Genomic DNA, 18,893 nt, shown 5'->3' on the forward strand with positions numbered 1-18,893 from the left:
CTCCCCCACTTGCCACGGCGACGTCCCCCGACATCCCCGCGCCCCCGTTCGTCACGGCGACGCCCCCCGGCATCCCCGTGACTCCCCCGTACCCTCAGGCGACAAGCTCCCCGAAGGCGTCCTCCTCGTCACGGCCGAAGCTGAGGACCTCGTCCTCGCGCAGCCGGCGGAGCGACCGCCAGATGCTGGACTTCACCGTGCCGACACTGATGCCGAGGATGTCCGCGATCTCCGGGTCCGTGCGGCCCTCGTAGTAGCGCAGGACCAGCATGGTGCGCTGGAGCTCGGGCAGCCGGGCCAGCGCCTGCCACAGCACGGCGCGCAGCTCGGTGCCGCGCATCGCGTCCGTGTCACCGGCCGTCTCCGGCAGTTCCTCGGTCGGGTACTCGTTCAGCTTGCGGCGGCGCCACGCGCTGATGTGCAGGTTGGTCATGGTGCGGCGGAGGTATCCGCCGACGGCCGCCTTGTCGCTGATCCGGTCCCACGCCCGGTAGGTCGAGAACAGCGCGCTCTGCAGCAGGTCCTCGGCCTCGAAGCGGTCGCCGGTCAGGTGGTAGGCGGTGGCGTACAGGGAGGCGCGGCGCTCCTGGACGTAGGCGGTGAACTCCGCCTCCGACAGCGAGCGGCGCTCCCCCGAGCCCTCCCTGTACGCGTTCCCCCCGTCCGTGTCCCCCGTGGGTGCGTCAACCACCGTCATGATCGTGGTGTGCTGACGCCCGGTGCCGCGGGCGCACCCCCGCATGCCCGCCGCACCGGACTTCTCACAACCCCGGTGCACGTCGTGCAGACGCGTGATCACTGCGCTGGTGCTGGTGCCGTGCAGCGTGTTCATCTCGCGCCCCCCGTCGTGGACTTCCGGTGTTCTGCCGTGCTGTTGTGCTTGTGCCGAAAAGCTTGCCCGGGGACCTTCATCGCCGTGTCAGCCGACTGTCACAGGCGTGTCACAGAGGTCGGTCACGGTGGGCCCACGGATCCTTCACAGGTGTCCGTGCACGTAGCGGCACGTATGCGTGCTCAATGGGCATCTGCCGTCCATGGGTCGAACAGGGGGCCCTCCATGGGCCAGAATGAGCCCGTGCCTTCCCTGTTGCTGATCGAGGACGACGACGCCATCCGCACGGCCCTGGAGCTCTCACTGACGCGCCAGGGTCACCGGGTGGCGACCGCTGCCAGTGGTGAGGACGGTCTGAAGCTGCTGCGTGAGCAGCGGCCGGATCTGATCGTGCTGGATGTGATGCTGCCCGGCATCGACGGGTTCGAGGTGTGCCGGCGCATCCGGCGCACGGACCAGTTGCCGATCATCCTGCTGACCGCGCGCAACGACGACATCGACGTGGTGGTCGGGCTGGAGTCCGGCGCCGACGACTACGTCGTCAAACCGGTCCAGGGCCGGGTGCTGGACGCCCGGATCCGGGCGGTGCTGCGGCGCGGGGAGCGGGAGTCCACCGACTCGGCGACCTTCGGCAGCCTGGTCATCGACCGTTCGGCGATGACGGTGACGAAGAACGGCGAGGACCTCCAGCTCACGCCGACCGAGCTGCGGCTGCTCCTCGAGCTGAGCCGGCGGCCGGGGCAGGCGCTGTCCCGGCAGCAGTTGCTGCGACTGGTGTGGGAGCACGACTACCTGGGCGACTCGCGCCTGGTGGACGCGTGTGTCCAGCGGCTGCGCGCCAAGGTCGAGGACGTGCCGTCGTCCCCGACCCTGATCCGTACGGTGCGCGGTGTGGGCTACCGGCTGGACGCGCCTCAGTGACACAGGAGCACCAGGAGGAAGGCCGCGGCTGGTCCGCGGCGCGCAAGGGAGTCTGGTCACGGCTGCGGTTCACCAGCCTGCGGCTGCGGCTGGTCGTGGTGTTCGGGCTGGTCGCGCTCACCGCGGCGGTGTCCGCGTCCGGCATCGCGTACTGGCTGAACCGCGAGTCGGTGCTGACCCGCACCCAGGACGCGGTGCTGCGCGACTTCGAGCAGGAGATGCGCAACCGGGCGGGCTCGCTGCCCGAGCGGCCGACGCAGGACGAACTGCAGCGCACCGCCGGGCAGATGGCGACCAGCAGTCAGCGCTTCACCGTGCTGCTGGTCGCCGAGAACCCCGACGGGCGGACCGTGTACGGCAGTTCGGGCGGGCTGAACGGCTTCTCGCTGCGGGACGTGCCGGTCTCGCTGCGCGAGGCGGTGACCGAGCGGCAGAAGATCACGTCGAACAACACGTACCCGCACCATCTGTACTGGCAGCGGATCGTCGACGGCGACACCCCGTACCTGGTGGCGGGGACGCGGGTGATCGGCGGCGGGCCGACCGGCTACATGCTGAAGTCGCTGGAGCCGGAGGCGAAGGACCTCAACTCGCTGGCCTGGTCGCTGGGGATCGCCACCGGGCTGGCGCTGATAGGTTCCGCGCTGCTCGCGCACGCGGCGGCCACGACGGTGCTGAAGCCGGTGCAGCGGCTCGGCGTGGCCGCGCGACGGCTCGGCGAGGGGAAGCTGGACACCCGGCTGCGGGTGTCGGGCACCGATGAACTGGCGGATCTCTCCCGGACGTTCAACAAGGCGGCCGAGGCGCTGGAGAAGCGGGTGGCGGACATGGCGGGGCGCGACGAGGCGTCCCGGCGGTTCGTGGCGGACATGAGCCACGAGCTGCGGACGCCGCTGACCGCGATCACGGCGGTGACGGAGGTCCTGGAGGAGGAGCTGGACTCCGAGGCCGGCGGCATCGATCCGATGATCGAGCCCGCGGTACGGCTGGTGGTGAGCGAGACCCGGCGGCTGAACGACCTGGTGGAGAACCTGATGGAGGTGACCCGCTTCGACGCGGGCACCGCCCGGCTGGTCCTCGACGACGTCGACATGTCCGACCAGATCACCGCCTGCATCGACGCGCGTGCCTGGCTGGACGCGGTCGACCTGGACGCCGAGCGCGGCATCCACGCCCGGATCGACCCGCGCCGGCTGGACGTGATCCTGGCGAACCTGATCGGGAACGCGCTCAAGCACGGCGGGTCGCCGGTGCGGGTCTCGGTACGGGAGGACGGCGCGGAGGGCGCCGGGGACGGGGGCGCGGTGGTCATCGAGGTGCGGGACCACGGTCCCGGCATCCCGGAGGAGGTCCTGCCGCACGTCTTCGACCGCTTCTACAAGGCGAGCGCCTCGCGGCCGCGTTCCGAGGGGAGCGGCCTGGGCCTGTCCATCGCGCTGGAGAACGCCCATATCCACGGTGGCGAGATCACCGCGGCCAACTCCCCGGAGGGAGGCGCCGTGTTCACCCTGCGGCTGCCGCGGGACGTGTCCGCGCGGAGCGCTTCGGAGAAGGACGCCGGCATCGGGGACGAGGGCGCCGAGGGGGACGCCTGATGAACGTACGGACTGCTCCGCGGCGTACGCGGGGGCTGCTCGCGGCGGGGGCGCTCACGGTGCTGCTCGCCGGGTGCGGGATACGGGCCACGGAGGTGCCGACCGACTTCGGTCCCGCGCCGTCGCGGGTGCGCTGCTCGCCGGCCGGGCCGGAGGCGTCGGCGCAGGCGGAGCGGGGGCTGCCGGTGCAGGTGTTCCTGCTGTGCGGGTCGTCGCTGGTGGCCGTCGACCGGACGGTGCGGGTGCCGGACGGGGCGGCGGACGCGCGGCGCGTGCTGGTGGCGCAGGGGCTGCTGGACGAGCTGGCACGGGAGCCGTCGGCCGCCGAGCAGCGGACCGGGTACAGCACGCGGGTACGGCGTGGGACGACCGTGGGCGGTCCGCGGCCCGGAGACCCCGAGGACACGCTGCGGCTGAGCACCGCGCCCGCGGACCTCACCTCCGCCGGGCTCGCGCAGATCGTGTGCACCTTCTCCGACTCGGCGGCGGCCGAGGGCGACGGCTCGGTGATCCTGGGCGGCCCCGACGGCGCCCGGCCGCTCCGCTACGCGTGCACGGACGAGGTCCGGTCCCGTCCGGACGAGGAGGAACCGCCGTCCTCGGAGGCCACCGGCGGGTGAACCCGCGGCTGTGGCGCACGCCTCATCCGGTGAACGGGTGACATCCCGGAACCGATCGTGCCGAAGGCCGCGTCTTGGGGGGCGTGCAGCGTCAAGGTTTCATCGGCGGCTCCGCCGTGACCCGTATCCGTGTGACAGGAGGCCTCCTCCTGGGCGCGTATCTCGCGTTCGTCGCCTGGTACACGCTGCGCCCCCTGGACGTCCCCTGGGTGATGCCCGCCAATCTGCGGCCGCTGGACGGCATCCGGGGCGACTTCGCGCTGGGCTGGACGACGGGGGTCCGCCGGATCTGCGAGGGGCTGGCGCTGCTCGCGCCGCTGGGTGTGCTGCTGCCGATGGCCGGGGGCCGGCCGGCCGTCTCGCGGCTGGGTTCGCTGGTCCGCACCACGGCGGCGACCGCGCTGGTGTCGCTGGCCATCGAGATGCTGCAGACGGTGGTGCCGGGCCAGGTCGTGGACGTCGACTCGCTGCTGCTCAACACGGCGGGTGCGGCACTCGCGCATGCGGCGGTGGTGCCGGCGGGCCGCGCCCGGCTGCGCCGCCGGGCGGTACGGTGCTCCGTCCCGCCCCTCCTCCCGGAGGAGCCGGCTCAGGGGAGGACCCCGACGATTCCCAGGGTCGGGATCGCCCCGTGGAGCGATGCTTTGCCCCCTTCGTCTCCGTAACGTGGAGTGCATCGAGGCAGCCGGTCGGGAGGCCTCGCACCACTCACGAAGGAGTCATGATGAGCCGCCTCGCCCGCCCCACCGGCAACCGCATGATCGGCGGAGTCTGCGCCGCGCTGGCCCGGCGCTTCGGTACCTCCGCGACCACGATGCGGGTGATCTTCCTGCTGTCGTGCCTGCTTCCGGGCCCGCAGTTCCTGCTGTACATAGCGCTGTGGATCCTGTTGCCGTCGGAGGACAAGGCCCGGGCGGCCTGGTAGCTCCGCGACGCGGTCTGCCGCGAGTACGCCGATGGGGCGCGACCCGGTTCCGGGTCGCGCCCCATCGGTGCGTTTCCGCCTGGCGGTCAGGCGCCGATCGGCATCCCGTTGAGGTTGACGCCCTGGGTGGGCAGGTCCTGCAGCGGCATACCGCCGAGGAGACCGGTCGGGGCCTCCTGGCCCACCTGCCGGGCGACCGGCTGCGCGGTCGCCACGCCGGTGCCGGCCAGCTCCTGGCCCGTCGCCAGCGCCCGGTCCGAGCCCGGCAGCGCGGTGGACAGCTTCTCCGCCGGTACGGCCCGGTTGACGGTGTCCAGCGCCGGGGCGGCGTCCGGGACGGCCGGGGCCGCGTGGGCGGCGCCGGCACCGGCGGCGGCGAAGGCGGCACCCAGCACGGCGACACCGAGGGTCTTGGCAGCAGACTGCTTCATGTAAATGCGTCCTCGAAATGGGATACGGGGAGTGAGCGGTGCTGAGACCGTAAACACGGGGCCCCTCCCGCCGCAAACATCGAAATGCGGACGGATGGTGAACATTGACGCTGTTCACGTTTCCCGCGGACGCCGTTCTCAGCTTTCCTTTTCCGGAGAACCGCTGGTGGAGGCCGTCTGACGGAACAGCCATTCGGACTTCAGCTCGGCGTATCCGGGCTTGACGACGTCATTGATCATGGCGAGTCGTTCATCGAAAGGAATGAACGCCGATTTCATCGCATTGACGGAGAACCACTGCAGGTCGTCGAGCGTGTAGCCGAATGCGTCGACCAGGTGCTCGAATTCCCGGCTCATGGTGGTGTGGGACATCAGACGGTTGTCGGTGTTCACCGTGGCCCGGAAGTGCAGCCGGCGCAGCAGTCCGATGGGGTGCTCGGCGTACGAGGCGGCGGCCCCGGTCTGGAGGTTGGAGCTGGGGCACAGCTCCAGCGGGACGCGCTTGTCCCGGACGTAGGAGGCCAGCCGGCCGAGTTCGACCGTGCCGTCGTCGCGGACCCGGATGTCGTCGATGATGCGCACCCCGTGCCCCAGCCGGTCGGCGCCGCACCACTGGAGGGCCTGCCAGATGGACGGCAGCCCGAACGCCTCACCGGCGTGGATGGTGAAGTGGTTGTTCTCCCGCTTCAGGTACTCGAAGGCGTCGAGGTGCCGGGTGGGCGGGTAGCCGGCCTCGGCGCCCGCGATGTCGAAACCGACGACGCCCAGGTCCCGGTAGCGGTTGGCGAGTTCGGCGATCTCCAGGGCGCGGGCGGCGTGCCGCATCGCGGTGAGCAGGGCGCCGACCCGGATCCGGCGGCCGTTCTCCCGCGCGCGCCGCTCACCCTCCCGGAAGCCCTCGTTGACCGCCTCGACGACCTCTTCGAGGGTGAGCCCGCCTTCGAGGTGCTGCTCGGGGGCGTAGCGCACCTCGGCGTAAACGACGCCGTCCTCGGCGAGGTCCTCGGCGCACTCGGCGGCGACCCGGACGAGGGCGTCACGGGTCTGCATGACGCCGACGGTGTGCGAGAACGTCTCCAGGTACCGCTCCAGGGAGCCGGAGTCGGCGGCCTCCCGGAACCACAGGCCCAGCTTGTCGGGGTCGGTCTCGGGGAGGTGGAGGTACCCGCTCTCGCGGGCCAGGTCCACGACGGTGCCGGGGCGCAGCCCGCCGTCGAGATGGTCGTGCAGCAGAACCTTGGGCGCCCGGCGGATCTGCTCCGTCGTCGGGGTGTTCGCGATGGTCTGGCTCGTCATTTCCGCACTCTAACTCCTACGCGCGTAGATCGCCGGGAGGGCGAAGGCGCCGATACGTAACAGTGATCGCACGGCCGGGTGGAGTACACCCGCACTTCTGAGAATGTTCTGTCATGGCACAGGAAGCGATGCCGGTTCGCACGGCCCGGCTGGGGAGGGCGCTCGGCCCGGATCCGACGGCGGTGGGCGGAGTGGTGCTGCTGCTCCCCGGCGGCGAGGAGGTGTCCGGCCGCAGACCGTCCGCCGTGCTGGCGGCCGCCTCCGTACGCGCTCTGGGGCGCCGTCTCACCCGCGCGGGTCGCGACGAGAGCCTCGCCGCCCACGTCGTCCACTACCGCTACCGGGGCTGGAACGGCAGCGAGGCGCATCTCGCGCGGGACGCCGCGTGGGCCGCCGACGAGGCCGTACGGCGCTACGGGGACGTCCCCGTCTGCCTCGCCGGCGTCGGCATGGGCGGCAGGGCCGCGCTCCGCGCGGCGGGCCACGAGGCCGTCAACTCCGTGCTGGCGCTGGCCCCCTGGCTGCCGGACGAGGACGTGGCGGCGCCACCCGAACCGGTGAAACAGCTCGCCGGGCGGCGGGTGCTGATCGTGCACGGCACGAACGACGCGCGCAGCGATCCCGAGTTGTCGTTCCGGCTGGCGGCGCGGGCGAAGAAGGCGAACCGGGAGGTGTGCCGGTTCGAAGTCCATTCGGACGGCCACGGGTTGAGCCAGTACCGGGACGAAGTGCTGGCGCTCTCCGAGGACTTCGTGATGGGGGCGTTGTTCGGGCGGGCGTTCTCGCGGCCCGTGCGGGATGCTCTGGCCGCGCCTCCGCCGCTGGGGTTGCGGATGCCGCTCGCCGCCGGGTTCGGCAAGTCGTTGCGGCGGTAGTGCCGTCGGGCGGAATGCCGTTCCGTGACCGCGGGCCGTCGGGGGCCGGCCGCGCCCACGCGGCGGAGCCGCATGTCGACACGGCCCCGCGCCCCTAGGCCGGCAGCAGCGTGCCTCTCTTGGAGAGCAGGAACTTCTTGAAGGCCGCCACCGGGGGTGTGTCCGGACGGCCGGCGAGCCAGGCCACGCCGATCTCCCTGGCCGCCCTGGGGGCCGTGACCGTCAGTTCCACCACTCCGGGGCGGGGGAAGGCCGGCGGGGGGAGGAGGGCCACGCCCAGGCCCGCCGCCACCAGGCCGCGCAGGGTCTCGGCCTCCTCGCCCTCGAAGGCGATACGGGGTCTGAAGCCGGCCTGGGCGCAGAGGTCGTCGGTGATGCGGCGCAGGCCGTAGCCGGGTTCCAGGGTCACGAAGGTCTCGTCGGCGGCCTCGGCGAGGCGGATGCGGCGGCGGCCGGCGAGGCGGTGGTCGGCGGGGACGACCAGGCGCAGCTTCTGTTCGTCGAGGCGGCGGGCGACGAGGTCGGGGGCTTCGGGCACCGGGGAGGTCAGGCACAGGTCGAGTTCGCCCGCGCGGAGGCGTTCCAGCATGGCCTCGCCGTAGTTCTGGACCAGGCTGAAGCGGATGCGCGGGTGGTCGGCGCGGAAGGCGTGCAGCAGGCCGGGTACGGTCTCGGCGCCCATGGTGTGCAGGAAGCCGAAGGCGACCTTGCCGGTGGCGGGGTCGGCGTCGGCGCGCACCTCGTCGGCGGCGCGCTCGATCTCGGCGAGGGCGCGCTCGACGGAGGTGAGGAAGGTGCGGCCGGCCGGGGTGAGGGAGACGGTGCGGCCGTGGCGGGCGAACAGCTCGACGCCCAGGTCCTGTTCCAGGCGGACCATCGCCCGGGAGATGGTGGACTGCGGGACCTGCATCTCCTGGGCGGCACGGGTGACGTGCTCGGTGCGGGCGACGCCGGCGAAGTGGGCGAGGCGGGGTGCGAGCAGCCGCGACATGTCGTCCGTGTCTCGTGTGTCACTGGTCCGTGACAGCCGGCTCCGTGACCTCTGCTCATGCGCCATGGGAACGATTATGGCGATTCCGTGCATTGGACGGATGAGCGGGGGCGTACGTAGCTTCGAGGCATGACTCCCGCCAGTACCGGGGCGTCCACCAATGTGGGCGCCGTCGCATCCGTTCCCTCCTCCCGGCCGCCCGTCTCCGAGTCCCGGATGTCTCCGGGCGGGCCCGGTTACCGCCGGATGAGTCTCGCCCTGTTCCTCGCGGGCGTCGCGACCTTCGCACTGCTGTACTCCACCCAGGCCCTGCTGCCGCTGATCTCCGGCGACTTCGCGGTGAGCGCGGGCGACGCGAGCTGGACGGTGGCGGCGGCCACCGGCGGCCTGGCCCTGTTCGTGCTGCCGATGAGCGCGCTGTCGGAGCGCTACGGACGGCGCACGGTCATGACGGCCTCGCTGGCCGTCGCGGTGGTCCTCGGGCTGCTGGTGCCGTTCGCGCCGTCGCTGGGCGCGCTGGTGGCGCTGCGGGCGCTGCAGGGTGCGGCGCTGGCCGGGCTGCCGGCGTCGGCGACGGCGTATCTCGCGGAGGAGGTCACGCCGAAGGCGCTGGTGACCGCGATCGGGCTGTTCGTGGCCGGCAACAGCGTCGGCGGGATGAGCGGCCGGGTGATCACCGGCTGGGTGGCGCAGGAGTGGGGCTGGCGGGTCGCCGTCGGGGTGATCGGCGTGGTCGCGGTGGCGTGCGCGGTGGCGTTCCGGCTGCTGCTGCCGGCGCCGAGGCACTTCCGGGCGGGCTCGCTGCGGCCGGGCGTGCTGGTGCGGACCGTCCGGGGGCATCTCGCCGACCCGCTGCTGCGGCGGCTGTACGCGATCGGCGCGCTGTTCATGACGGTGTTCGGCGGTGTCTACACGGTGATCGGCTACCGGCTGACCGAGGCGCCGTTCTCGCTGCCGCAGGGCATCGTGGGCTCGATCTTCCTGGTGTACCTGGTCGGCACGGTCTCGGCGTCGGCGGCGGGGCGGCTGGTGGGCCGGCTGGGCCGCCGGGGCGCGCTGTACGCGGGCGGCGGGACGACCGCGGCGGGGCTGCTGCTGTCGCTGGCGGGGTCGTTGCCGGTGGTGCTGCTGGGGCTGGTGCTGATCACGGCGGGGTTCTTCGCGGGGCACGCGGTGGCGTCGTCGGCGGTCGGGAAGACGGCGACGGTGGGGCGGGCGCAGGCATCGGCCCTGTACCAGTCCGCGTACTACGTCGGGTCCAGCGTGGGGAGCACGGTGGGAGCGCTCGCGTTCCACGCGGGGGGCTGGGGCGGGACGGTGGCGGTCGGGCTGGTCTCGGTGGCCGGGGTCGCGTCGATCACCCTGGCCGGGACGCGGGCGGCGGCGCGGGCGGCCGTGGTCCGGCCGGCTTGAGTTTTCCTCGCCCCCGCCGCCCCTTCCCGTCCCGAACCTGGGGCGCTGCCCCCGGGGGACGGGAACGGGAAGGGGCGGCGGGGGCGAAACACACCTGCGCCAGCCCCCCTGACCTGCACATTCGTCTGCACGGCGGGCCGTTGTCAGTGGGCTGCTGTAGCTTCCGAAGTGGTGGACCACGACGACACCACATGGGGTGGGTGGACGAAGATGAACGGCACCGCGACGACGACCGATCTGGACGCCAGGCTGGAGGCGTACCGGGTCGAGCTGACCGGGTACTGCTACCGGATGCTGGGCTCCTCCTTCGAGGCGGAGGACGCGGTGCAGGACACGATGATCCGCGCCTGGCGCGGCTTCGACAGGTTCGAGGGCCGCTCCAGCCTGCGCTCGTGGCTGTACCGCATCGCGACCAACGTCTGCCTGGACATGCTGACGGCGGGCGGCAAGCGGGCGAGGCCGATGGACCTGACCGAGTCCACCCCGCTGGCGCAGGCGGCGCTCTCCCCCCGCCCGGACAGCACCTGGCTGGAGCCGATGCCCGACTCCCGGGTGCTGCCCACGCCCGCCGACCCGGCGGAGGCGGCGGTCGCCAAGGAGTCGGTGCGGCTCGCCTTCATGGCCGCGCTGCAGCAGTTGCCGGCCAGGCAGCGGGCGGTGCTGATCCTGCGCGAGGTGCTGGCCTGGAAGGCGAGCGAGGTCGCCGAGCTGCTGGGCACGTCGGTCGCGTCGGTCAACAGCGCGCTCCAGCGGGCCCGGGCGACGCTCGCCGAGCGGCGGCAGCCGGGCGCCGACGCGTCGGTCTCCGACCCGCTGGACGAGGAGCAGCGGAAGCTGCTCGAGCGCTATGTCGCGGCGTTCGAGGGGTACGACATGTCGGCGCTGACCGCGCTGCTGCACGAGGACGCCGTCATGACGATGCCGCCGTTCGACCTGTGGCTGACCGGCACCGAGGACATCACGGGCTTCATGACGACGCTGGGCGCCGCCTGCTCGGGGTCGCGGCTGATACCGGTGGAGGTCAACGGGCTGCCGGGGTTCGCGCAGTACAAGCCCGATCCGGAGGCCGGCGGCTTCACACCGTGGGCGGTCCAGGTGCTGGAGATCTCAGACGGCCGGATCACCGGGTTCCACTGCTTCCTCGACACCGAGCGGTGGTTCCCGCTGTTCGGCCTGCCCCTCCGTCTCGAAGCGGAGGCCGACCAGGTCGAGCAGGGCGCATAGCGCCGGGGAGGGATCGCGCAGCCGGATCCGGCCCCCGGCGCGGCGGGCGGTGAGCTGGAGCCGCGCGAGCAGGTTCACGGCGGCGAGACCGGCCGGCCCCAGCCCGGCGACATCGCACACCACCACCCGGTCCGAGCCACCGCCGCCGCCGCTGTCCATCAGCGCCCGCAGCGCGTCGCAGGGCCCGCTCACCTCGTCCTGGACGAGGGGGCCGTTGAGCACGAGCACGGGCGGTGTCATGGCGTCCACGACCGGTAGACCGGGCGGCGGTGCGCAACTCATCGCGAGCGGCCGGCGCCGTAAGGATCACATTGACCTGGAAGCGGCCCTCCCCGGAGGGTTGGCTGTATGTGCCATAGATCCTCCCCGCCCATGGTGTCCGATGCCTTTCGCGTCCGCGAGGAGCCGCCGTGCAGGGGGTGCTGAGCGGGTTCCTGGTGATCGCCGTCGTCATCGGCGTCGGCTACGTCATCGGCCGCCGGGGGTATCTCGGCGCGCAGGGCCGCGAGGTCCTGACGAAGCTGGCGTTCCATGTGGCGTCCCCGGCGCTGCTGTTCACCACGCTCGCCCGGGCCGACCTGTCGGTGGTCTTCTCCAGCCGCCTCCTGGTCACCGCGCTGAGCACGGCGGCGGTGGCGGGCGTCTTCGTCGCGGTGGGTGTCGTACGGGGCTGGGGCGTGGGCCGCACCACCATCGGCGCCCTGTGCTCCAGCTACGTCAACTCCGGCAATCTGGGGATCCCGATCGCGGTGTACGTGCTGGGCGACGCCTCGCTCGTGGCGCCGGTGCTGCTGTTCCAGCTGGTCGGGGTCACGCCGGTCGCGCTGACGATCCTCGACCTGTCGACGGCGGGCGAGAAGCAGCCCCTGTGGCGGCGGCTGCTCACCCCGCTGCGCAATCCGATCGCGGTGGGGTCGCTGGCGGGGGTGGCGGTGTCGGCGGCCGGGGTCGGGATACCGGGGCCGGTCTGGGACCCGGTGACCCTGATCGGCAACATGGCGGTCCCCGCCGTACTGCTCGCCTTCGGCATCTCGCTGCGCGGCAGCGCGCTGCCCCTGCGGGGCGGTGACCGGGGCGCCGTTCTTCTCGCCGTGGGTCTGAAGGCGGTGGGCCAGCCGCTGGCGGCCTGGGCGCTGGCGGTGGGCGTCTTCGGGCTGCGCGGCGCGCACCTGCTGGACGTGGTGGTGACGTCGGCCCTCCCGGCCGCCCAGAACCTCTTCACGTACGCGAGCAGCTACCGGGTGGGCGAGAAGCTGGCCCGGGAGGCGATCCTGGTGTCGACGGTGCTGTCGGTGCCGGTGCTGGTCGTGGTGGCGGCGCTGCTGGGGTGAGTCAGGTCCCGGGGAACTCGCTGGTGTCGATGACGAGGTCGAAGGGGGCGGGGAGCTTGATCGGCTCGCCGAACGGGCCCGCGTCGAGGACGCGGTAGACGCCGTTCTCCGGTGCGCCGTGGAGCGTGAAGGCCGGCCCGCCCGGTGCCAGGCCGTCGATCAGCAGGTAGAGCGGGACACCGCCCGTGGCGCATGCCTCGGGCTTCACCGTCCGGTCACGGCTCGCGGTGGCCTTCGAGGTGATCTCCACGACGAGTTCGGCTGCCGCCGCGGGGCACAGGCCGTCGTCGCCCGCGTCCCGGGTGTTCTCCCGCACGACCACGAGGTCGGGCACGTAGAGCGCGAGGTGCTCCGGCACGGCGATGTCCCACCACTGATGGACGCCCCAGTCCTCCGGGATCGCCTCGTAGAGGCGCCGGTGCACCCGTGCGGCGATGGCGTGGTGGCGGACCCCGGCGAGTGGTGTCACGGTGACGAGCCCTTCTACGATCTCCACCCGGCAGCCCTTGGGAGCGTCCGTCCGCTCCCGGATCCAGCGGAGTTCGTCCCACTCGTTGTCGGCCTTGATGTAGTCGCCGTCGCACACGTCCATGAAGGCATCGAGCACGCGGAACGGGACCGGCGGGGGTCCACCGGTCCCGTTCACCCGAATGAGGAAAACCCAGGTCAGGCGATACGTTCCAGCACCACCGGCGTGGCGGAGAAGTGCGTACCGGGGCCTTCGATGTCGTACGAGCCCTCGACCGCCTGGAGCGCGTAGTCGAAGCGGTCCGGGGTGTCCGTGTGGAGGGTGAGGAGGGGCTGGCCCTCCGTCACGGTGTCGCCGGGCTTGGCGTGAAGTTCGACGCCCGCGCCCGCCTGGACCGGGTCCTCCTTGCGGGCGCGGCCCGCGCCGAGGCGCCAGGCGGCGACGCCGATGCCGTAGGCGTCGAGGCGGGTCAGGACGCCGGAGGACGGGGCCTTGACGACGTGCTGTTCCCGGGCGACCGGCAGCTCCGCGTCCGGGTCGCCGCCCTGGGCGGCGATCATGCGGCGCCAGACGTCCATGGCGGAGCCGTCGGCGAGGGCCTTCGCCGGGTCGGCGTCCTTCAGGCCCGCCGCGTCCAGCATCTCGCGGGCCAGGGCGAGGGTCAGCTCGACGACGTCCGCGGGACCGCCGCCCGCCAGGACCTCGACCGACTCGCGGACCTCGAGGGCGTTGCCGGCGGTCAGGCCGAGCGGGGTGGACATGTCGGTGAGGAGGGCGACCGTCCGCACGCCGGAGTCGGTGCCCAGGCCGACCATGGTGCGGGCCAGTTCGCGGGCGTCGTCGATCGTCTTCATGAAGGCGCCGGTGCCGACCTTCACGTCCAGGACGAGGGAGCCGGTGCCCTCCGCGATCTTCTTCGACATGATCGAGGAGGCGATCAGCGGGATCGCCTCGACCGTGCCCGTGACGTCCCGGAGGGCGTACAGCTTCTTGTCCGCCGGGGCCAGTCCGTCGCCCGCCGCGCAGATGACGGCGCCGGTGCCGTCCAGCACCGACAGCATCTCCTCGTTGGAGAGCAGCGCGCGCCAGCCGGGGATGGACTCCAGCTTGTCGAGGGTGCCGCCGGTGTGGCCGAGGCCGCGGCCGGAGAGCTGGGGGACGGCCGCGCCGCAGGCCGCGACGAGGGGGGCCAGCGGGAGGGTGATCTTGTCGCCGACGCCGCCGGTGGAGTGCTTGTCGGCGGTGGGGCGGGACAGGGACGAGAAGTCCATGCGCTCGCCGGAGGCGATCATCGCGGCGGTCCAGCGGGCGATCTCGCTGCGGTTCATGCCGTTGAGGAGGATCGCCATGGCGAGGGCCGACATCTGCTCGTCGGCCACCTCCCCGCGGGTGTACGCGTCGATCACCCAGTCGATCTGCTCGTCGCTGAGTTCGCCGCGGTCCCGCTTGGTGCGGATGACGGAGATGGCGTCCATGGCCATGGCTGGCGTTCCTTCCGGAGGTGCGAAGGGTGCGGCCCCTCCGGACGACGGTATCGACGGATACCGGCAGTCGCTCGGAGGGGCCGTACGGGAATTACTTGGTGAGGTGCTGCGGGCCGAAGGCCTGGGGCAGCATCTCGGAGAGCGGCAGGATGCCCGCCGGGGTCTCCAGGAGCAGGCCGGGGCCGCCGAACTCGTACAGGAGCTGGCGGCAGCGGCCGCACGGGACGAGGATCTCGCCGGCGCCGTCCACGCAGGTGAAGTGGGTGAGCCGGCCGCCCCCGGTGCGCTGGAGCTCGGAGACCAGTCCGCACTCGGCGCACAGGCCGAGCCCGTACGAGGCGTTCTCGACGTTGCAGCCGGAGACCGTGCGTCCGTCGTCGACCAGGGCCGCCACGCCGACCGGGTAGCCCGAGTAGGGGGCGTAGGCGTGGGACATGGCGTCCCGTGCCACGGCGCGCAGCGCCTCCCAGTCGGTGCCGGCCGCGGTGGACCCGGCGGAGGTCACTTGCCCTGTCCCTTCCGGTACGGCATGCCGTCCGCCTTGGGCATGCGCAGCCGCTGCGCGGAAAGGGCGAGGACCACGAGGGTGATGACGTACGGCGTGGCGGAGACGACCTGGTTGGGGACCTCGTTGGTGGTGGCGTACCAGGTCCAGACGAGGGCGCCGATGATCAGGGTGATCACCGCGTGGACGTACTTCTTGCGGACGGCCAGCCAGATCGCGCCGATGACCAGCAGCAGCGCGCCGAGCAGCAGCAGGGCGTGCACGTTGGCGGAGCCGCCGCGCAGGTTGAGGCTGTCGGTGTAGCCGAAGAGGCCGGCGCCGATGGCGAGGCCGCCGGGCATCCAGTTGCCGAAGATCATCGCGGCGAGGCCGATGTAGCCGCGGCCGCTGGTCTGGCCCTCCAGGTAGAAGGGGTTGGCCACGATGGAGAGGAAGACGCCGCCGAGGCCGGCCAGGCCGCCGGAGATGATCACGGCGAGGTACTTGTACTTGTAGACGTTGACGCCGAGGGACTCGGCGGCGATCGGGTTCTCGCCGCAGGAGCGCAGGCGCAGTCCGAAGGCCGTGCGCCACAGGATCCACCAGGTGGCGGGGACGAGCGCGACGGCGACCAGGGTCAGCCAGGAGACGTCGGTGACCAGTCCGCCGAGCAGGCCGGCGATGTCCGAGACGAGGAACCAGCCCTTGTCGTTGAGGTCGCTCAGTCCGTCGGACAGTCCCGGCACGGTGAAGTGGCCGAGGGATTCGACCGCCGGGGACTGCTTGGCGGAGCCGCCCTGGTGGCCCTCGAAGGCGAGCGGGGCGAGGTAGCGGGTGGCGCCGAGGGCGAGGATGTTGATGGCCACACCGGAGACGATGTGGTTGACGTTGAAGGTGATCGTGACGATCGCGTGCAGCAGTCCGCCGAGGCAGCCGCCGATGACGCCGACGAGGACGCCGGTCCACGGGCCCCACTGGAATCCGGCCCAGGCGCCGAACCAGGTGCCCAGGATCATCATGCCCTCGAGGCCGATGTTGACGACGCCCGCGCGCTCGGCCCACAGGCCGCCGAGACCGGCGAGGCCGATCGGGACGGCGAGCTGGAGGGCGGTGGACATCTGGCTGACGTTGGTGATGCCGTCCGCGCCGGTGACGATGCGGACGATCGAGACCAGTGCCAGGGCTCCGGCGATGACCAGGAGCAGGACGGGCCACGACATGCGGCGGCCGGTCGGCGGTGTGTGCTCCAGCGACGGCTGGTTGACGTCGGTCGCTGTGGTCGGAGCGGTCATCGGCCGGCCACCTCCTTCGTGGTGTTGTTGTCGGCGCCCAGGACGTGCCCTGCGGCGAGCTCCGCGCCGACCCGGCGCTGCTGGCGGCGCAGGCCCCACTCGCGGACGGCCTCGTAGGAGACGACCACCGAGAGGACGATCAGGCCCTGCATGATGACCGCGATCTCCTTGTCGTAGCCGTGGAAGTCCAGCTCGGGCGAGGCCTTGTCGAGCCAGGCCCACAGCAGGGCGGCGAAGGCGATGCCGACCGGGCTGTTGCGGCCGAGCAGGGCGATGCCGATGCCGAGGAAGCCGATGCCGGTGGGGAAGTTGAGGTTGTAGGTGTGGGAGTCGCCGAGGAGGATCGGCAGGCCCGCGAGGCCGGCGATGGCGCCGGAGAGCAGCATGGCGGTGAGGACCATGCGCTTGGGGTCGACGCCGCTGGCGGAGGCGGCGGACTCGGAGGCGCCGGAGGCGCGCAGGTCGAAGCCGAAGCGGGTGCGGTTGAGGGTGATCCAGTAGCCGATGCCGAGCAGGACGGCGAGGATCACCAGGCCGTAGATCTCGCCGGCCGCGCCCATGTCGATGCCGGGGATCCAGCCGGACTCGTGCATCTCGCCGGTGGTGCTGTTGTTGCCGATCTTGACGCCGAAGACGTCCGGCTTCCACATGTAGACGATGAGCGAGGTGGCGATCGCGTTGAGCATGATCGTGGCGACGACCTCGCTGACGCCGCGGGTGACCTTGAGGACACCGGCGATGCCGGCCCAGAAGGCGCCGGTGAGCACGGCGGTCAGCAGCAGCAGCGGGACCTGGAGGAACGCCGGGAGGGCGGCGTGGGCGCCGACGACGGCGGCCATCATGGCGCCGAGCTGGTACTGGCCGTCGACGCCGATGTTGAACAGGTTCATGCGGAAGCCGATGGCGACCGCGAGGGCGGCGATGTAGTACATCGAGGCCTGGTTGATGATCAGGACCTGGATGTCGGAGAAACCGGCCTGCTCGAACATCAGGGCGAACGGCTCGACCGGGTTCTTGCCCGACGCGATCAGGACGATCGCGCTGAGCACGAAGGCCACGGCGAGCGCGATGACCGGTCCGGCCACCGCGAGGAGTACGCGCTCCTTGTCGAACTTCTTCATCAGCGGGCCTCGTCTTCCGCACCCGGGCCGCCGTCGGCCGGGGTCTCTTCGTGCTCCAGGTGGCCCTCGGCGGCGCCGGTCATGGCGGTGCCGAGTTCCTCCGGGGTGATGGTGGCCGGGTCGGCGTCCGCGACCAGCTTGCCGTCGTAGATCACCCGGAGGGTGTCGGACAGGCCGATGAGCTCGTCCAGGTCGGCGGAGATCAGCAGCACGGCCAGGCCCTCGCGGCGGGCCTCGCGGATGTGGTCCCAGATGGCGGCCTGCGCGCCGACGTCCACACCGCGGGTGGGGTGGGCGGCGATCAGGAAGCGCGGCTTGTGGCTCATCTCGCGGCCGACGATCAGCTTCTGCTGGTTGCCGCCGGACAGGGAGGCGGCGGTGACGTCGATGCCGGGGGTGCGGACGTCGTACTCGGTGACGATCCGGCGGGTGTCCTCCTGGGCGGCCTTCGGGTCGAGCCAGACGCCCTTGGCGTTGGGCTTCTCCGTGACGTGGCCGAGGATGCGGTTCTCCCAGAGGGGGGACTCCAGGAGCAGGCCGTGGCGGTGGCGGTCCTCGGGGATGTAGCCGATGCCCTGCTCGCGGCGCTTGCGGGTGGCCCAGGAGGTGATCTCCTCGTCGGCCAGCCGGATGACGCCGGAGTCGGCGTGCCTCAGGCCGATGAGCGCGTCGACCAGCTCGGTCTGGCCGTTGCCCTCCACACCGGCGATGCCGAGGACCTCGCCCGCGTGGATGGTGAAGCTGATGTCGTCGAGCAGGGCCTTGCCGCCGGGGGCCGCCAGGCGCAGCTTCTCGACGGTGAGGACGGGGCGGTCGGTGACCGTGGACTCGGCCGTCTCGGGGGTGGGCAGCTCGCTGCCGACCATCAGCTCGGCGAGCTGGCGCGGGGTCGTCTCGGCGGGGACGGCCGTGCCGACCGTGGTGCCGCGGCGGATGACGGTGATGTCGTCGGCGACGGAGAGGACCTCGCCCAGCTTGTGGGAGATGAAGATGACCGACAGGCCCTCGGCCTTCAGCTCGCGCAGGTTGTCGAAGAGCGCGTCGACCTCCTGCGGCACGAGGACGGCGGTGGGCTCGTCGAGGATCAGGGTGGTGGCGCCGCGGTAGAGGACCTTGAGGATCTCCACGCGCTGGCGGGCGGCGACGCCGAGCTCCTCGACCAGGACGTCGGGGCGCACGCCGAGGCCGTAGCGGTCGGAGAGCTCCTTGATCTTACGGCGGGCCTTGGCGCCGATGCCGTAGAGCTTCTCGCTGCCCAGGACGACGTTCTCGAGGACGGTGAGGTTGTCGGCGAGCATGAAGTGCTGGTGCACCATGCCGATGCCGCGGACGATGGCGTCGGCGGGCGAGGAGAAGCTCACCTTCTCGCCGTGGATCGCGATGGTGCCCTCGTCCGGCTTCTGCATGCCGTAGAGGATCTTCATCAGGGTCGACTTGCCGGCGCCGTTCTCGCCGACGAGGGCGTGGACGGTGCCCTTGCGGACCGTGAGGTGGATGTCGTGGTTGGCGACGACACCGGGGAAGCGCTTGGTGATGCCGGCGAGTTCGACGGCGGTCACCGAATCGTTGACCGCCGCTCCGGCCGGAGG

Annotated in this window: 20 protein-coding genes; 9 read left to right on the top strand and 11 right to left on the bottom strand. The window is 71.9% G+C overall.

Annotated features, from left to right (window positions below; all coding sequences use genetic code 11):
• Nucleotides 1-94 precede the first annotated feature (94 nt).
• Nucleotides 95-832, bottom strand: coding sequence for a SigE family RNA polymerase sigma factor (locus ACF1DX_RS06630; protein ID WP_391790119.1), 738 nt, complete (start codon nucleotides 830-832; stop codon nucleotides 95-97).
• A gap of 243 nt (nucleotides 833-1,075) precedes the next feature.
• On the opposite strand from ACF1DX_RS06630, the gene afsQ1 reads away from it, so the two are divergent.
• The 5 genes from afsQ1 to ACF1DX_RS06655 all read left to right on the top strand — a co-directional run bounded on the left by afsQ1 (nucleotide 1,076) and on the right by ACF1DX_RS06655 (nucleotide 4,893).
• Nucleotides 1,076-1,753, top strand: coding sequence for a two-component system response regulator AfsQ1 (afsQ1, locus tag ACF1DX_RS06635; RefSeq protein WP_391790120.1), 678 nt, complete (start codon nucleotides 1,076-1,078; stop codon nucleotides 1,751-1,753).
• Nucleotides 1,750-3,348, top strand: a complete 1,599-nt coding sequence (locus tag ACF1DX_RS06640; RefSeq protein ID WP_391790121.1) for an ATP-binding protein — start codon at nucleotides 1,750-1,752, stop codon at nucleotides 3,346-3,348. Before afsQ1 ends, ACF1DX_RS06640 begins: the two co-directional genes overlap by 4 nt.
• Nucleotides 3,348-3,968, top strand: a complete 621-nt coding sequence (locus ACF1DX_RS06645; protein WP_391790122.1) for a hypothetical protein — start codon at nucleotides 3,348-3,350, stop codon at nucleotides 3,966-3,968. Before ACF1DX_RS06640 ends, ACF1DX_RS06645 begins: the two co-directional genes overlap by 1 nt.
• Nucleotides 3,969-4,051: 83 nt before the next feature.
• Nucleotides 4,052-4,633, top strand: coding sequence for a VanZ family protein (locus ACF1DX_RS06650; RefSeq protein WP_391790123.1), 582 nt, complete (start codon nucleotides 4,052-4,054; stop codon nucleotides 4,631-4,633).
• Nucleotides 4,634-4,692: 59 nt separating this feature from the next.
• Nucleotides 4,693-4,893 (top strand): PspC domain-containing protein, encoded by a 201-nt coding sequence (locus tag ACF1DX_RS06655; protein WP_391790124.1) that lies wholly within the window; start codon nucleotides 4,693-4,695, stop codon nucleotides 4,891-4,893.
• An 86-nt stretch (nucleotides 4,894-4,979) separates the two neighbouring features.
• Here the strand turns inward: ACF1DX_RS06655 and ACF1DX_RS06660 are convergent, their stop codons facing one another.
• Entirely contained in the window at nucleotides 4,980-5,324 is a 345-nt protein-coding gene (locus tag ACF1DX_RS06660) for an ATP-binding protein (RefSeq protein WP_391790125.1), read from the bottom strand.
• Nucleotides 5,325-5,462: 138 nt separating this feature from the next.
• Nucleotides 5,463-6,620, bottom strand: a complete 1,158-nt coding sequence (locus ACF1DX_RS06665) for an adenosine deaminase (RefSeq protein WP_391790126.1) — start codon at nucleotides 6,618-6,620, stop codon at nucleotides 5,463-5,465.
• 113 nt (nucleotides 6,621-6,733) lie between these two features.
• On the opposite strand from ACF1DX_RS06665, the gene ACF1DX_RS06670 reads away from it, so the two are divergent.
• A complete protein-coding gene (locus tag ACF1DX_RS06670; protein WP_391790127.1) occupies nucleotides 6,734-7,495 on the top strand; it encodes an alpha/beta hydrolase in 762 nt (253 codons plus the stop codon).
• Between the two features lie 94 nt (nucleotides 7,496-7,589).
• Here the strand turns inward: ACF1DX_RS06670 and ACF1DX_RS06675 are convergent, their stop codons facing one another.
• Nucleotides 7,590-8,552 carry a LysR family transcriptional regulator gene (locus ACF1DX_RS06675; protein WP_391790128.1) on the bottom strand — a complete coding sequence of 321 codons (963 nt, stop codon included), beginning with the start codon at nucleotides 8,550-8,552 and terminating at the stop codon, nucleotides 7,590-7,592.
• Between the two features lie 63 nt (nucleotides 8,553-8,615).
• Between ACF1DX_RS06675 and ACF1DX_RS06680 the strand changes: the two genes are divergently transcribed.
• Together ACF1DX_RS06680 and ACF1DX_RS06685 are read left to right on the top strand one after the other, a co-directional pair.
• Entirely contained in the window at nucleotides 8,616-9,899 is a 1,284-nt protein-coding gene (locus ACF1DX_RS06680; RefSeq protein ID WP_391790129.1) for an MFS transporter, read from the top strand.
• A gap of 210 nt (nucleotides 9,900-10,109) precedes the next feature.
• Nucleotides 10,110-11,123, top strand: coding sequence for a sigma-70 family RNA polymerase sigma factor (locus ACF1DX_RS06685; protein WP_391790466.1), 1,014 nt, complete (start codon nucleotides 10,110-10,112; stop codon nucleotides 11,121-11,123).
• Here the strand turns inward: ACF1DX_RS06685 and ACF1DX_RS06690 are convergent.
• Complete coding sequence (locus ACF1DX_RS06690; RefSeq protein WP_391790130.1) at nucleotides 11,007-11,405, bottom strand: STAS domain-containing protein; 399 nt, start codon at nucleotides 11,403-11,405, stop codon at nucleotides 11,007-11,009. The genes ACF1DX_RS06685 and ACF1DX_RS06690 overlap by 117 nt on opposite strands.
• A gap of 128 nt (nucleotides 11,406-11,533) precedes the next feature.
• Here ACF1DX_RS06690 and ACF1DX_RS06695 point away from each other — a divergent pair, with 128 nt between their 5' ends.
• Nucleotides 11,534-12,454: an AEC family transporter gene (locus ACF1DX_RS06695; RefSeq protein WP_391790131.1), complete on the top strand. Its 921-nt coding sequence runs from the start codon at nucleotides 11,534-11,536 to the stop codon at nucleotides 12,452-12,454.
• Between the two features lies 1 nt (nucleotide 12,455).
• On the opposite strand, the gene ACF1DX_RS06700 is transcribed toward ACF1DX_RS06695, so the two are convergent.
• From ACF1DX_RS06700 to ACF1DX_RS06725, 6 genes are all read right to left on the bottom strand, one after another.
• A complete protein-coding gene (locus ACF1DX_RS06700) occupies nucleotides 12,456-13,046 on the bottom strand; it encodes a Uma2 family endonuclease (RefSeq protein WP_391790467.1) in 591 nt (196 codons plus the stop codon).
• Between the two features lie 74 nt (nucleotides 13,047-13,120).
• Entirely contained in the window at nucleotides 13,121-14,398 is a 1,278-nt protein-coding gene (locus tag ACF1DX_RS06705; protein ID WP_391790468.1) for a thymidine phosphorylase, read from the bottom strand.
• A 100-nt stretch (nucleotides 14,399-14,498) separates the two neighbouring features.
• Nucleotides 14,499-14,912 carry a cytidine deaminase gene (locus ACF1DX_RS06710; protein WP_391790132.1) on the bottom strand — a complete coding sequence of 138 codons (414 nt, stop codon included), beginning with the start codon at nucleotides 14,910-14,912 and terminating at the stop codon, nucleotides 14,499-14,501.
• Nucleotides 14,909-16,183 carry an ABC transporter permease gene (locus ACF1DX_RS06715; RefSeq protein ID WP_391790133.1) on the bottom strand — a complete coding sequence of 425 codons (1,275 nt, stop codon included), beginning with the start codon at nucleotides 16,181-16,183 and terminating at the stop codon, nucleotides 14,909-14,911. The genes ACF1DX_RS06710 and ACF1DX_RS06715 overlap by 4 nt, the downstream gene beginning before the upstream one ends.
• Complete coding sequence (locus tag ACF1DX_RS06720) at nucleotides 16,180-17,304, bottom strand: ABC transporter permease (RefSeq protein ID WP_391790134.1); 1,125 nt, start codon at nucleotides 17,302-17,304, stop codon at nucleotides 16,180-16,182. Before ACF1DX_RS06720 ends, ACF1DX_RS06715 begins: the two co-directional genes overlap by 4 nt.
• Nucleotides 17,304-18,863 carry an ABC transporter ATP-binding protein gene (locus tag ACF1DX_RS06725; RefSeq protein WP_391790135.1) on the bottom strand — a complete coding sequence of 520 codons (1,560 nt, stop codon included), beginning with the start codon at nucleotides 18,861-18,863 and terminating at the stop codon, nucleotides 17,304-17,306. Before ACF1DX_RS06725 ends, ACF1DX_RS06720 begins: the two co-directional genes overlap by 1 nt.
• Nucleotides 18,864-18,893: the final 30 nt, after the last annotated feature.

The organism is Streptomyces sp. NPDC014676, from assembly GCF_043084105.1.
Lineage (GTDB): Bacteria > Actinomycetota > Actinomycetes > Streptomycetales > Streptomycetaceae > Streptomyces.